This is a genomic window from Clostridium sp. AF32-12BH, assembly GCF_003477935.1.
GTDB lineage: Bacteria > Bacillota > Clostridia > Lachnospirales > Lachnospiraceae > Brotaphodocola.
Genome location: NZ_QUEH01000009.1, coordinates 153,237 through 168,068 on the forward strand (window position 1 = coordinate 153,237; position 14,832 = coordinate 168,068).

The window sequence follows — 14,832 nt, forward strand, 5'->3', positions numbered from 1 at the left end:
GCGACTTTCTTATTTTCAATTTCTTCCTTTATCAGACTTCCTACACTTGAAAAATGTGAACATAAAAATAGTTTCATCAATATTCTCCTTTATAAATTAGAATTTGTTTATTTCTTCTTTTTCGGTTTTGGAGCTGGCAGTTCGTCATACATAGAACCAAACAAACCTGCCAAAAATCCCTTATTATCAACTTCATCTACCAACAACATCTCTTTTGCTCCCTCATAGGGTAATTCATATGAAGCTGTCGGCATATAACTAATTGCTGATTTTACTGGTTTAACAAGTAATCTATCATCATAGATACCACCTACAATCTTTCCTCGATAATAAATAATAAATTCTCCCATCATAGCTCGATAAGTAATTTCTTCTAACTCAGATAGCTGCCCTAAAATAAACTCTAAATATTCTTTGCTTGACGCCATAATTTCACCTCAACTTATAATTTACTTAATAATATGTGCTGTAATAATTGTATAACTATATGAATTGATAGTGATTTTGACATTTTCAATTTCGCAATACCAATTTTTACCTTGTTTGTATATATGGCACTTTTCATCCAACACCTTATTTTTGCAATACTCAACAACATCTACTATATCTATTTTTAGATTTCTTTTAATTCTATCAACTCCCAGTTCAGTTGTATGAATTTTGTTAATATTATCGAGTAATATTTTTTTATCTTCCATTCTTCTTTTCCTCAAATTCCGATTTATCCAGTTAAGAAAACTGGAAGTTGTCAAAGAGAATTGTTCCAGTATTCCACAGTATTGCCATTCACATCATAGAATGTAATGGTTCCCGCATTTATAGGCAAAACAATCGCAAAAGGTTTATTGCTGTCAATGTCAAGCACATGAATTGTGTTGCCGTCATCTATTTCAAGCTGTGTTACCTGTTGCTGATTCATAGAAATAAATGCTCGCTCATTATATCCTTCTACGGTGTACTCGGCAATTCCTCTTTGAACCCCCGAAAGGTTTCCACCCCCACGGAAAAAGTATCCAAAGGAAAGACCAGGGCGGTTGAGATAGACGGAAAAAGAATGGTCACTCAAATCCTGAGGGTAAGAAATATATGCAGCCATCGTGCTGGAAACGCTTCCATCGACCGTCCAATCATCCTTAATCTTCTGCGACGAACGAATATCTGTCTCCAGCTTAGATGAAGTCACGCCGATCTCATTGTTCGTATAAAGAAAACAAACAAATAAAATACAAACAAGAACAACCCCTATCACAATTTTAAGAAATATTTTTTTCACGCTATCAAAACTCCTTGTCAAGTTCCGATTTTCTTAATTCTACAAACTTGAAATTCTACTTCTATTTTTCAATAGCCCTCTCGAATCCCAGATAACGACTTCCCTGGAATGTCAGCTTTCCTTCGTCTCCTTCTGCCAGCATTCCATACTCTTTTCCATATACAGAAAATTCCATCCGATCACCGCTTTCCACCTCAAAAGTAACATAATAAGAGGTGCTGGTGGTAGTATGATACCCGTGAGTTCCTGAAGTGTCTCCTCCAACCGGCTCGTTGTGATGTGTCGTATTCTGTCGCTTGGCAGCCACCCTGGCTTCCACCGTTAAACGGGGAGAATTATTATTTTTATTCCAAGTTCTTATTCCACTTATGAAGGTAAATAGGATCATCCCAAATATCAGTAAAAACATAACTGGAAAAATCAAATCAAATAAATCAAACATCATATTCATAAACTCTCCTCCTGTAACTTCCGATTTGCAGCTTCTATTCTACCTTATTCGTATGGCGGCGGGGAATGATCCCCGCTTTGCAATCGCCCGCGCATGGTTGCAGGTTACGCCATCTGTCCACCCTTGTAGCTTTGCAGCCATACACATACAGCAAGGGGGATTTTCTGTTTCTATTCTACCACACATACGTGCTGTCTCATAGAAAATTCAGAGAAAATCTGGGACAAAACCAAACATTATTTTTCTTTCTTTTCTCACCTATCTATTTTCTGTTTCCAAGTACCCGCTTAAACACCGCATAATTGTTTCCACTCGGATTTACTGTTTGCTCCCGCTTCGGACAGTACACGGCAAATTCCACGGTATCAAAATCATATTCAAACTCTGCCAGTACTTCCTTATAAGCTCGTGCCACAACCTCCGGCGGATTCTGGAATGCCCCGCATCCAAAAGCTCCGAGTATCAGCACCTCTGCACCATTCTCCTTTGCTATGAAAAAAAGACGCTATGCACGTTTTTTATGGATTGCAAGTAGTTCCATCGGCTTAACCGCAATTGCCTTGGATGGCTCCGGGTTCCACTTGTTGTTTGAATTCGGGCGGAGATTTGGGGCTGCAATCGTAATTACATCCAGACTCATTCGCTGACTTTCCGGGAGCATCTGCATTCGGTGATCATCCTTAAAAACCACAACATCTGGTGTGTAGATCGCATCATCATTATAGGTTGTATTCACCTCTCCATTCCGCAGCATGCTATATCGCCTGGTTTCATTAAGTATCACGTCCTTGTTTTGTATCTTGTATATAGAATAGCAGGGATCGTAAAGATAGGCAATGTGATTTTGTGGAATTGGTTGGATGTATCTTTATTATATAGGAAAGCCGTCAGCATCTCTTCCGCTGGCGGCTTCTGTTATCCTTTACTATACAAATTTCACACACAAGCAAGCATTTTTGTATCAACGCCAACTCTTACAAACCGCATATTTAAGCCATTTTTCGATGGTGTACAAATCTATTTTTGTACACCTATTTTAGTGTACAAATTTTTGTATAGTAAACATTTTTTCGAAAAGAGCTTAGATGTCCTATAAACCAGACAGTATCTCTTCTATAAAATTAGCAATTTTCCCCTCGATACAAGTTTTGTACAACGACTGTACAAATTTGTATACGAAGGTGTAAAATCTGGTAACAACTTATGCTATCCGCTCTATAACATCTGCCACAATAAAAGCGCAAAGAAAAAGTCCGGAAACCCGCATAAACGCTGGATTCCCGGACTTATATCGTCTTCTATTAAATTGTACTAAGCTGTCAATTTTAGAAGCGGATCAAATGCGAAATTCGCATTAGTTACCCATCTGCTTTGCAACTTCCTCTGCAAAGTTCTCCTCTTTCTTCTCAAGGCCCTCACCGGTCTCGAAACGAACAAAGCCCTTCACAGTGATCTTAGCGCCGTTCTCTTTTGCTACCTGAGCTACGTACTGAGCTACGGACTGCTTGCCATCCTCTGCCTTTACGTAGGTCTGGTCTAACAGGCAGATCTCTTTCATCTCTTTGTTGATACGACCCTGGATCATGCCCTGGATTACTTTCTCCGGCTTGGAAGCTTCCTTCGGATCGTTCTGGATCTGAGCCATCAGGATGCCTTTCTCGTGCTCGATGAACTCAGCGCTAACCTCGTCACGGCTGGTGTACTTCGGATTCAGAGCTGCGATCTGCATAGCGATGTTCTTGCCCATCTCTTTTACAGCATCGTTAACAACATCGGTCTCAACGTCAACTAAAACGCCGATTCTGCCGCCAGCATGGATGTAGGATACAACAACACCGTTCTCCTCTACAACCTGTTTGAAACGACGGATGTTCATGTTCTCACCGATGATGGAGATCTGGGAAGACAGAGCCTCTTTTACGGTCAGGGTCTCGTCTGCTGCCCACTTCTCAGCCATGAAGGTATCCATGTCTGCTGCGGTAGTGGTCAGAGCCTGTGCTGCAACCTGTGCAACGTAAGCCTGGAATTTTGCATTCTTTGCAACGAAGTCGGTCTCAGCGTTAACCTCAACAACAACAGCCTTCTTCTCGTCGTCAGTCATAGCGGTTGCTACGATACCCTCTGCTGCGATACGGCCAGCCTTCTTCTCTGCGCCAGCAAGTCCTTTCTCTCTTAAGAACTCTACTGCCTTGTCCATATCACCGTCGGTAGCTGCAAGTGCTTTCTTGCAATCCATCATACCTGCACCGGTCATTTCTCTTAACTCTTTTACCATTGCTGCAGTAACTGCCATTGTTAATTCCCTCCATTTTATATTTTAAAAATTTTGTTTCGTAACGCAAAATGTGCCTTTGCGCCGAATGCGCATTCAGCGGAGCGTCTTCTTTCACAGGACGAATTTCCCATGAAACTTAAAATGCTCCGACCTGCATATCCTGCAGGTCGAAGCACCTTATTGTTCGATTAAGCCTCGGTAGTTTCCTCTGCCTCGAATGCCTCAGCAAAGTCAGCCTGAGCCTCACCCTGGTTTGCCTCGATTACTGCATCTGCCATCTTAGCCACGATTAATTTAACGGCTCTGATTGCATCGTCGTTACCCGGGATTACGTAGTCAAGCTCTTCCGGATCACAGTTGGTATCAGCGATACCGATTAACGGAATACCCAGAGTATGAGCCTCCTGTACGCAGATTCTCTCCTTCTTCGGATCTACGATGAAGATAGCGTCTGGCAGTTTCTTCATCTCTTTGATACCGCCAAGGTTCTTCTCCAGCTTCTCCCACTCTTTCTTGATCTCGATAACTTCCTTCTTCGGCAGTACATCGAAAGTACCGTCCTCAGCCATGGTCTCGATTGCTTTCAGTCTTGCGATACGGCTCTGGATGGTCTTGAAGTTGGTCAGCATACCGCCTAACCATCTCTCATTTACATAGAACATTCCGCAACGCTCTGCCTCAGTCTTGATAGCGTCCTGAGCCTGCTTCTTGGTACCAACGAAAAGGATGGTGCCGCCGTTTGCAGCGATCTCGGATACTGCGTTGTAAGCCTCGTCTACCTTGCCTACAGACTTCTGTAAGTCGATGATGTAGATACCGTTACGCTCGGTATAGATGTACGGAGCCATTTTCGGGTTCCATCTTCTGGTCTGATGTCCGAAATGAACACCAGCTTCTAACAGTTGCTTCATAGAAATAACGCTCATGTTTGTTTCCTCCATTTGGTTTTTTACTTCCGCCTGCGTCTTGTGCTTCCTCCGGGACCATACGGCACCACCGTCAGAATCAGCAGACGTGTTTTTTGTCAGCCCCACTATGATATCATAACTGCCATGGTTTGACAAGGACTTTTTCGCAAAAAAAGGATAAAAAGAACAGAGAAATTCCGTTCCTTTTATCCTTTCTGGTTTTCTGATACCGGTTTATTTTGACATTTTAATATTTTTCAGTTCATCGAATACCACATCATTTAAGACCTTAATGTAGGTTCCCTTCATGCCGGAGGATCGGGATTCAATGACGCCTGCACTCTCAAACTTGCGCAGCGCATTGACGATCACGGAACGGGTAATGCCGACACGGTCTGCAATCTTGCTGGCTACCAGGATTCCCTCGTTGCCGTCGAGCTCTTCAAAGATATGGGTGATGGCTTCCAGTTCGGAGAAGGATAAGGTACTGATGGCAGATTTTACGATCTGCACTTTTCTGGTCTCTTCTGCGTTTTCTTCATTCACGGAACGCATCATTTCCAGACCGACTACGGTGGTGCCGTACTCACTTAAGATGATATCGTCGATGTCGTACTGCTCGTCACACTTGTAAATGAACAGGGTACCAAGACGCTCTCCCGCAATATCGATCGGGGTGATGATGGCCTGATATTTCTTGACATTCTCTTCTGCGAAGCCAAGTGTTGCGAGGTTTACGTTTTCTTTCGTGGAAAGGATGCTGAGCAGCCGTTCATTCAGCATACGGTCTACAAAGCCGCCAACCTGGTCTTCAATCAATTCCTCAATCTCATCTACACCGGGGCAAAGACCTACGCCAAGAACTTTTCCTTTCTTACTGATCACCAGAATATTGGAAAGAAGGATCTCGCTCAGGACTTTGCAGATGTCGTTGAATACCACTTTATGGGAATTGTTGTTATGCAGTAACTTATTGATTTTTCTCGTCTTATCAAGAAGCTGTACACTCATTTCAAAAAACCTCCTCAATTCATTGATATTCGTTTCAAATGTCTTCTCCAATATCTAAATATTAGCACGACTTTAAACAAATAACAAGAGTTTTTTGAAATTTTCAATTAATTTAATCATTGGACTGTTTTTCTTTGATATTTGTGGTGTACCCACACTGTTCATTGGCACAGAGAAGCTTGCTTCCCTTCTCTACCATGTAACTGCCGCATTTCGGACAACGCTCTGCAGATGGCTTCTGCCAGGACATGAAGTCGCATTCCGGATTGTTTTCGCAGCCGTAATAACGTCTTCCCTTCTTGGTCTTCTTGATGACAATATCTTTTCCGCACTGCGGGCATGCCACGCCGGTCTTTTCCAGATACGGCTTGGTATTTTTGCAATCTGGAAAGCCCGGGCAGGCTAAGAATTTTCCATGCGGGCCATACTTTACTACCATGTTCCGTCCGCAGACATCGCAGATCACATCGGACACTTCATCGGCGATCTTGACGGACTCCAGAGTTTTTTCTGCCGTGGTGACTGCCTGGTCCAGATCCGGGTAGAAGTTTTCCACGATCGTCTTCCACTTTACGGTACCGTCTGCCACTTTATCCAGAAGCAGTTCCATGTTTGCGGTAAAACTTAAATCCACGATACTCGGGAAACATTTCTTCATGATACCGTTCACGGCCTCGCCAAGCTCTGTCACGTAAAGGTTCTTGTTTTCCTTTGTCACGTAACGTCTTGCCAAAATCGTGGTAATGGTCGGCGCATAGGTACTCGGACGGCCGATGCCCTGCTCCTCCATGGCCTTAACCAGGGAAGCCTCGGTATAATGGGCCGGAGGCTGGGTAAAATGCTGACTCGGTTTTAACTCTGCCAGATTCAGGATATCTCCGGTCTCCAGCTTTCCAAGGAGTGCATTGCCTGCTTCTTTGTCATCCTCCTGCACATAAACAGACATAAAGCCATCAAACGACAATTTGGATGCCGCCAGGATAAAAAGATAATCACCTGCTGCCACTTTCACGGATGTGGTAGTGTAAACAGCCGGCTGCATACGGCTTGCAGTAAAGCGCTTCCAGATCAGCTGGTACAGGCGGAACTGGTCGCGCTGCAGGGACTCCTTCACGATGGTCGGTGTCAGGGTGATATCAGTCGGTCGGATCGCCTCGTGCGCATCCTGGATCTTGCCAGTGGTTTTCTTAGCCTGATCCTGCTGCAATACATAGTCCGCACCAAAGGTATGCTCTACGTATGCGCGTGCTGCTGCATCTGCCTCTTCTGCGATTCGGGTAGAATCGGTACGCAGGTAGGTGATCAGACCAATGGTACCGTGTCCCTTCACATCTACGCCCTCATAAAGCTGCTGTGCGATCCGCATCGTCTTCTGGGTAGAGAAGTTTAATACCTTGGATGCTTCCTGCTGCAAGGTACTGGTGGTAAACGGGATCGGCGGCTTTTTGCTGCGCTCACCGTATTTGACGTTTTCCACAACGTACTCTTTTCCTTCCAGGGCTTTTAAGATCTGGTCCAGCTCTTCTTTTTTGTGAATGGCAATCTTCTCATCCCGTGTGCCATAAAATTTGGCATTTAAAGTTTTTTTGCTGCCCTTCTGGGAAAATTCTGCCTCCAGGTTCCAGTATTCCTCCGGAATAAAAGCCTCAATCTCCTCTTCCCGGTCGCAGATCATGCGCAGAGCCACGGACTGTACGCGTCCGGCACTCAGGCCACGTTTGACCTTTGCCCATAAAAGCGGGCTGATGCGGTAACCTACCATACGGTCCAGCATACGTCTGGTCTGCTGGGCATCGACCAGATTCATATCGATCGCACGCGGAGCCTTCAAAGATGCTTTTACCGCGTTCTTGGTAATCTCGTTAAAGCTGATCCGGTAAACCTTTTTGTCCTTTGCCTCATCCAGCTTCAAAGCCTTCATGAGATGCCAGGAAATGGCTTCTCCCTCGCGGTCCGGGTCCGTTGCAAGATAGATCTTATCCGCTTTCTTCACTTCTTTGCGAAGCTTTGCCAGAATGTCACCTTTTCCGCGAATCGTAATATATTTCGGTTCGTAATCATGTTCAGCGTCAAATCCGAGGCTGCTCTTTGGTAAATCTCTCACATGTCCGTTGGAAGCATCCACCTCATAGGTGGAACCAAGGAATTTTTTGATGGTTTTCACCTTTGCAGGAGACTCCACAATCACTAAATTATTTGCCATAGCTACTCCTAAATACCGGATCTTGGAAAACCGGCATGCGGTTTTCAGATCTTTTTTCCATAATAATGATTCGCCGCACGAAACACGTAGCCCTGCAATTCCAGCTCCAGCAAGATCCCCATACACGCGCTGATGCTCATGCCACACTTACCTGAAATTTCTTCCAAATGTTTCGCCTTGAAATCTAGGCAAGCATACACCATTTTTTCAGGCTTTGCAAGTGCATTTACATTTTTTTCATGAATAATTAACCTTTTTCGGCACTTTACCCCCAGGTATTCCAGGATATCATTTGGTGAAATTGCCATATGTGCCCCCTGCTGGATCAGACGGTTGCAGCCTTCGCTTAAATGATCCGTGATCCGCCCAGGAATGGCAAAGATTTCCTTTCCCTGGTCCAGTCCAAGCTCTGCCGTGATGAGGGAACCACTCTTTTCTTTTGCTTCCACAACCAGAATGGCATCCGCAAGACCACTGATGATCCGATTTCGCATTGGAAAATGCATCCGGTCCGGTCTGGTATCCAGTGGGAACTCGGAAATAATCCCTCCATGTTCGATCATCTGTCCATACAGCTTATAATGTGCAGATGGATAACAGATATTCACGCCGCACCCCAGCACCCCGTAGGTATCTGCTCCCGCTTTCAGGGCTCCCCGGTGCGCCGCCCCGTCAATCCCGAGAGCAAGTCCGCTGATGATCTGTGTTCCTTCTTCGGACAGCATCTGGGCAAACATTGCTGCCAGACTCTGACCATACTCCGAACAGCCCCTGGCTCCGACAATCGCCACCACCGGCTGCTCCGGAACCGGCAGTTTTCCCCGCACATACAGCCCCATGGGATAATCGTAAATCTGCAAAAGCTGGCACGGATACTCCTTATCCAACGGTGTGACAAAGCGGATTCCCCGCTCAGCCAGCTTTCCATACTGTTCTATGATGCTTTCTCTCTGCTCTACGGCTTTTAAAAATGCCAGAACCTGTTTTTCCCGAAGAATTCCAGACTCCCGCAAAGCTGTTTCTTCTATATTATATAGACAGGAAAAACTGCCAAAATATTCTCCCAGCTTTCGGATAGAAACCGCACCCACGTCCGGAATCTGGGTCAGGTAAAACAGCGCCTGTCGTTCCTGTTCCAGTTTTTCTGTTTCTGCCAAATTTTCGTACAGTTCTTCCACCCGCTATGCCTCTCCTTCTTTCCCCCAGTAACGTTCCTGCAGATCCCGGTAACCTGCCGCCTCTCTAAGATGTGCCCGCTCAATCTGTTCTTTTCCTTCCAGATCAGCCAAAGTCCGAGCTACTTTCAATATCTTATGGCATCCTCTGGCACTTAAGCCCAGTCGCGAAAAGATCTGCTGCAGAAAAGCCTCGTCCTCTTCCTTCAATTTGCAGAATTTACGGATCTGCCGGATTCCCATCTCACTGTTGGTATAAATGCCACTCCCGGCATAACGTTTTGACTGGATCTTTCTGGCAGCTTCGATACGTGAGCGGATCTCCTGCGATGATTCATTTACCTGCTCTGTGCGGATATCACGGTAGGTAACCGGAGCCGCCTCGACGCAGATATCGATCCGGTCTAACAATGGCCTGGATATCTTTCCCAGATACCGCCGCACCTGATGTTCCGTACAGCTGCATTTGGAACGGTCCGGATAATAGCCACACGGACACGGATTTAGCGCTGCTGCCAGCATAAAATGCGCCGGAAATGAAAAGCTGCCATTCACGCGCGATACCGTAACCTGATGCTCTTCCAGAGGCTGGCGCAATATTTCCAGAGTACGCTTCTCAAACTCTGCCAATTCATCCAGAAACAGTACACCACGGGAAGCCAGCGATATTTCACCTGGTTTGGGCCAGAGTCCACCGCCGGTCAATGCCTGGGCGCTGATCGTATGGTGCGGCGCCCGGTACGGTCTTGTCCCGATCAGCGCATGGTCTTTCGGCAGCATTCCGCAGATACTGTAAACCTTGGATACCTCCAGCTGTTCTTCCCGGGAAAGTGCCGGCATAATGGTCGGAATCCGTCTGGCCATCATACTTTTTCCGCTTCCGGGCGGACCGATATAAAGAAGATTATGTCCTCCTGCCACCGCCACCTCCGTTGCACGCCGCATCAGGCGTTGTCCATTTACCTCGCTAAAATCTACCGGATAGTTTGTATCTGCCGCACAGAAACCCTGGTCTTTTTCAATCCGGAGTTTCCCCGTTCCATTTAATAATTCGATAATTTCCTGAAGACTCCGGATACGAACAATGTCCAGACAGTCTGCTGCGACCCCTTCCGCAACATTTTCTTCTGCCAGAAAACAGCGTCTGATCCCGCTTTCTGCCATGGCAACCACCATGGAAAGCACGCCGCGCACCGGCTTGATGCTTCCATCCAGACCTAGTTCTCCTAAAAAGCCTGTTTCTTTCAAAGAAGAAGGTTCTAAAATTCCATAAGCTGCCAGCACTGCTACCGCCACCGGAAGGTCGCACGCCGTTCCTTCTTTGCGCACGTTAGCCGGAGACAGATTCACTGTAATCTTCTTCGAAGAAAGGCGGAATCCTGCATTGCGCAAGGCTGTCCGCACGCGCTCCTCCGCTTCCTTCACCTCAGAGGCCAGTGACCCTACCATATAAAAACCAGGCAGACCGTCACTGACGTCTGCCTCTACCTGGACCACATAGCCGTCAATGCCGCGCAGTCCTCCGCTGTATACTTTACTGAACAAAGATAATCTCCTTTCCCGATGCTGTTTTGGAATTCCTGCAAGAATATACATAGATTTCTTAGAATTTAACCACATTTCTTTCTTGTGCCATCTTCACTATATCTGCACCATAGAAAAAGAGCCATCGTTTTTTTTCGCATAATCTGACATTATTCGATGCTGTTTGCACAGCTCTGCCTGACAGTAAAATCTGTTTTCATAAACCTGCTTCCATTTTTCATTCGTTCAGATCTTATGCACATATATCTCTGAAATTTCCTGCAACACAAAAAGGACAGAAACCAATTCTGCCCTTTTTGTGTTCCTATTCTATTTCATTTTTTCAGAGCATTACTGCCCACGTATTGCGCAAATCCGTCAAAACTTCCTATTTCAGGAATGCGCCAAACAGAATACTTGCAATGATCAATACGATACCACCGCCAAGACGGGAGGATAACTGTGCATATGCGATCAGGCCCATTCTGTCGCAGGCACCAAGTACTGCCAGGTCACCGGAACCACCACGGTTAGCCATGCAAAGACCAGCGGTGATAGCGGAATCGATCGGGAAAAAGCCTACCAGGTAACCAATGATTGCGGAACCCAGGATAGCACCGATTACGATTGCCAGAGCGATCACTACGTTACCAACAGTGATAGCCTTAGCCAGCTCGATAATGTTGGTATCGACACCTACACCTACCATGATAATCAGGATCAGGTTTGCGGTGAAGAAGGACTGAAGTTTCTTAGCTGCTGCACGTACGTTGTCTGGAACAATACCAGCTGCTGCTACTGCTGCAACGAAGATGATCATGTAAGCGAACTGATGGATTGCGGTACCAAAGATGGTCGGAAGGATAGTCTTTGCGAACAGTCTGCCCAGTGCATAGAAACCGATTGCCAGGAAGAATGCGCCGCCAAGATCTTTCATGCCAACTTTGACAGATTTATCCTCGGTAGCGAAGTCGCCGCCCTTACGGATCAGCTGGGTACCATCACCAGTCCAGCTGGTCTTCTTCTCACCGATCTTCTTTAAGATTGCTGCGGTGAGGATTGCAAAGATGTTTGCAATGGTCAAAATGGTAATTGCAAAGGAATAATAGTTTGCTGCCGGGTCACCGGTTACGGTCTCATAAATCTGGCTTAACGGAACAGCGCCTGCGCCGTTACCACCACCCATGATCGGGCAAACATATTTTAATACAATATCAACCGGGCTGATACCGAATACCAGACCTGCTGCACAGCCAAATACAGCTGCACCGATCAGTCCTCCGAAGATTGCCGGAATGTATCCTGCGAAGGAACGAACCAGAAGCTTTCTGTCCAGTGCCAGGATGGAACCGGTAATCAGGAAGATAATGAAGAAGGAAAGGAAATCCGCATCATCCATGATCATGATCATGCCGTCTGCATACTTCTGCGGAATCAGGTTGTAGGTGAACAAGAATGCGGATACCAGGAAAGTCAGTACCAGACCGCCGCCGATATAGCTGTTCCAGAACGGAATACGTTCACCAACCTCATTACAGATCAAACCGATAGATAACATCAGTGCGAAGCATCCTGCAAGGTCTGCAGAAAGAGCTCCGGTTGCTGCTGCTGCGATTACGATCACAGCTATTGCTCCGGCAAGCCACCACGGCATGCCGAATGTTTTCAGACTAAACCCTTTGTTTTCAGCCATTTCAAATACCTCCATATGTAAGTGTATTGGGTTTCCCCTTTTATATCAACTCGGCAATTCCCGGCGCCGGGTTCATATCATAATAATCAGTCTTTAAACTCATAATCCTTGATCTCGCGGACAACATCCAGTACGGTACCGTCACGACTCTCGATGATACCAACCACGCGGTCACCAAACTGTACCGGATCCGGCTCACCTACGATGGCGTATGCCTTGTCACGCAGCTCCTCGATGGTGCAGAACGGAAGCTTCACATCCTTCATGCACTCGATCAGATCCTGTCTGCGCGGGTTGATGGCAATGCCGTAATCGGTGATGACAACATCTACGGTCTCGCCCGGAGTGGTTACGGTGGTTACATTGGTACAGATAGCCGGGATTCTTCCCTGCAGAAGCGGAGCAATGACGATGGTGCACTTTGCTCCTGCTGCGGTATCCGGATGACCGCCCTGTGCTCCGGTGATCATGCCGTCAGAGCCTACAACCACGTTGCAGTTGAAGTTTACGTCGACCTCAAGAGAAGCCAGGATCACGAAGTCAAGCTTATTGACATAAGCGCCCTTGTTGAACGGATCTGCATACTCGGATGCGGAGATCTCGATGTGGTTCGGATTGGTCTTGATGGACTCAATGGCACCCATATCAAAATCCTGAGTATCTACGATCTTGTCGATGAGACCCTTTGCAAGCAGGCTGCACATCGGAGTGGTGATACCGCCGAGACCAAGTCCCATCTTAATACCGCGCTCTTCCATGATCTTTCCAAGAGAGATGGTGGATGCGATGGAAGCACCGCCGACACCAGTCTGATAGGAGAAGCCATCCTTGAAGTACGGAGTGTTGATCACGAACTGGGTGCAGTAATCTGCCATCATGATCTTACGGACATCGGTGGTCGGTTTTGCTGCGCCGGTTGCGATCTTGGCCGGATTACCGATCTCATCTACTACGCAGACGAAATCCACCTGGGTCATGGAGATGCTTGCCGGGATGTTCGGGAACGGAACGAGACAGTCAGTGATCGCCACGACTCTGTCTGCGTACTGCGCGTCTACCATGGCGTAGGATAATACGCCGCAATCGCTCTTTCCGCCGTTTGCTCTCATGTTGCCGTACTCATCGCAGGTCGGTGCTCCGATGAACGCGATGTCAACATGAACCTCACCGGACTCTATGGCTCTGACACGACCGCCGTGGGAACGCATGATTGCGATATCTCTTAATTTACCGGTGGAGATTGCCTCACCGATCTTGCCGCGCACACCAGAAGACTGGATGCCAACGATGGTGCCATCTTCGATATAAGGAACGATCGCGTCGTTTGCCTTACCCAAAGAACTTGCGCAGATGGTGATGCCCTTGATGCCCATCTTGTGGATTTCTTCCATGACCATGTTTAGCACATAGTCACCCTCACGGAAGTGATGATGGAAGGAAATGGTCATGCCATCTTTGATCTCACACTTCACCAGTGCCTCATGAATGTTCTCCACGATCTTGCTTCTGTTCGGGTCCATCATGGCATGAGCCTTCGGAGCTGCTTTCTTATACTCGTGATTATCGTAAGCGTAAGCGCCCTTGAATGCTTCCTTACCGGTTGCCTTTAATACCTCTTCCGGGATTTCTCTTCCTACTGCATTGATCATCTTATAAATCCCCCTCATATACGCCTGAGGCTTTTGCCAGGGCAATGGTTCTCTTTGCGCCGTCGTAGAATGCGATGTCGATCATCTTGCCGTCTACGGTAAATACGCCGATACCCTGTGCTTTCTTCTCGTCGATCTCTTTGACAACCTTCTCTGCAAAGATGATCTCCTTCTGGGTCGGGGTGAAGATTTTATGGACAACATCGATCTGACGCGGGTTTACGAGGGATTTGCCATCGAAGCCCATCATCTTGATCATCTTGACCTCTTCCTCGAACACATCCATAGCATCCAGGTTGGTGAACACGGTATCCCAGCACTGCACACCGGCTGCCCTTGCGGCGATGATCATCTGCTGTCTTGCTCCCTGCAGCTCCACACCGGTTCCGGTGATCACGGTCTGCAGATCCTTGGTGTAGTCACCGCCGGAAAGGGCGATACCGATCAGGCGGTCAGAAGACTTACAAACCTCAAGGGCGTTCAGAACACCTTTGCAGGACTCCAGAGCTGCCATCAACAGGGTGGAACCTTCCGGTCTGCCGAACTCTCTCTCGGCTGCCAGTACATGCTCCTCTACGGTATGAACATCCTGTGCAGTCTCGGTCTTTGCGATACGGATGGTATCAGCACCGCCTGCTACGCAGACACGGATATCTTCCTTCCAGTGCGG

General features: G+C 46.9%; 15 protein-coding genes and 1 pseudogene. All 16 read right to left on the minus strand.

What is annotated here, in order from left to right; genetic code table 11:
* Positions 1 to 77, minus strand: a pseudogene (locus DWZ40_RS20085) (peptidase S51); the annotation flags it as partial.
* 30 nt (positions 78 to 107) lie between these two features.
* Positions 108 to 428 carry a TfoX/Sxy family protein gene (locus DWZ40_RS10925; protein ID WP_117567916.1) on the minus strand — a complete coding sequence of 107 codons (321 nt, stop codon included), beginning with the start codon at positions 426 to 428 and terminating at the stop codon, positions 108 to 110.
* Positions 429 to 449: 21 nt separating this feature from the next.
* Positions 450 to 698 carry a DUF3781 domain-containing protein gene (locus tag DWZ40_RS10930; protein WP_118543073.1) on the minus strand — a complete coding sequence of 83 codons (249 nt, stop codon included), beginning with the start codon at positions 696 to 698 and terminating at the stop codon, positions 450 to 452.
* Between the two features lie 50 nt (positions 699 to 748).
* Positions 749 to 1,273, minus strand: a complete 525-nt coding sequence (locus tag DWZ40_RS10935) for a hypothetical protein (protein WP_118543074.1) — start codon at positions 1,271 to 1,273, stop codon at positions 749 to 751.
* A gap of 61 nt (positions 1,274 to 1,334) precedes the next feature.
* A complete protein-coding gene (locus DWZ40_RS10940) occupies positions 1,335 to 1,715 on the minus strand; it encodes a DUF2500 domain-containing protein (protein WP_118543096.1) in 381 nt (126 codons plus the stop codon).
* A 271-nt stretch (positions 1,716 to 1,986) separates the two neighbouring features.
* Positions 1,987 to 2,193, minus strand: coding sequence for a hypothetical protein (locus DWZ40_RS10945; protein ID WP_118543075.1), 207 nt, complete (start codon positions 2,191 to 2,193; stop codon positions 1,987 to 1,989).
* 36 nt (positions 2,194 to 2,229) lie between these two features.
* On the minus strand, positions 2,230 to 2,478 hold the full coding sequence (locus tag DWZ40_RS10950; protein WP_118543076.1) for a hypothetical protein: 249 nt from the start codon (positions 2,476 to 2,478) through the stop codon (positions 2,230 to 2,232).
* A 600-nt stretch (positions 2,479 to 3,078) separates the two neighbouring features.
* Positions 3,079 to 4,017 (minus strand): translation elongation factor Ts, encoded by a 939-nt coding sequence (tsf, locus tag DWZ40_RS10955; RefSeq protein WP_118543077.1) that lies wholly within the window; start codon positions 4,015 to 4,017, stop codon positions 3,079 to 3,081.
* Positions 4,018 to 4,187: 170 nt separating this feature from the next.
* Positions 4,188 to 4,925, minus strand: a complete 738-nt coding sequence (gene rpsB / locus DWZ40_RS10960; RefSeq protein WP_147561182.1) for a 30S ribosomal protein S2 — start codon at positions 4,923 to 4,925, stop codon at positions 4,188 to 4,190.
* A 216-nt stretch (positions 4,926 to 5,141) separates the two neighbouring features.
* Positions 5,142 to 5,918, minus strand: coding sequence for a GTP-sensing pleiotropic transcriptional regulator CodY (gene codY, locus DWZ40_RS10965; RefSeq protein WP_118543079.1), 777 nt, complete (start codon positions 5,916 to 5,918; stop codon positions 5,142 to 5,144).
* A gap of 112 nt (positions 5,919 to 6,030) precedes the next feature.
* Complete coding sequence (gene topA, locus DWZ40_RS10970; RefSeq protein ID WP_118543080.1) at positions 6,031 to 8,121, minus strand: type I DNA topoisomerase; 2,091 nt, start codon at positions 8,119 to 8,121, stop codon at positions 6,031 to 6,033.
* Between the two features lie 44 nt (positions 8,122 to 8,165).
* On the minus strand, positions 8,166 to 9,299 hold the full coding sequence (gene dprA, locus DWZ40_RS10975; RefSeq protein WP_243035314.1) for a DNA-processing protein DprA: 1,134 nt from the start codon (positions 9,297 to 9,299) through the stop codon (positions 8,166 to 8,168).
* Between the two features lie 3 nt (positions 9,300 to 9,302).
* Positions 9,303 to 10,841 carry a YifB family Mg chelatase-like AAA ATPase gene (locus tag DWZ40_RS10980; protein WP_118543081.1) on the minus strand — a complete coding sequence of 513 codons (1,539 nt, stop codon included), beginning with the start codon at positions 10,839 to 10,841 and terminating at the stop codon, positions 9,303 to 9,305.
* A gap of 367 nt (positions 10,842 to 11,208) precedes the next feature.
* Positions 11,209 to 12,513, minus strand: a complete 1,305-nt coding sequence (locus DWZ40_RS10985) for a 2-hydroxycarboxylate transporter family protein (RefSeq protein ID WP_118543082.1) — start codon at positions 12,511 to 12,513, stop codon at positions 11,209 to 11,211.
* Positions 12,514 to 12,599: 86 nt separating this feature from the next.
* Positions 12,600 to 14,162, minus strand: a complete 1,563-nt coding sequence (gene citF / locus DWZ40_RS10990; RefSeq protein WP_118543083.1) for a citrate lyase subunit alpha — start codon at positions 14,160 to 14,162, stop codon at positions 12,600 to 12,602.
* A gap of 1 nt (position 14,163) precedes the next feature.
* Positions 14,164 to 14,832 (minus strand): aldolase/citrate lyase family protein (locus tag DWZ40_RS10995; RefSeq protein WP_118543084.1); only part of this gene is annotated, 669 nt, incomplete at its 5' end.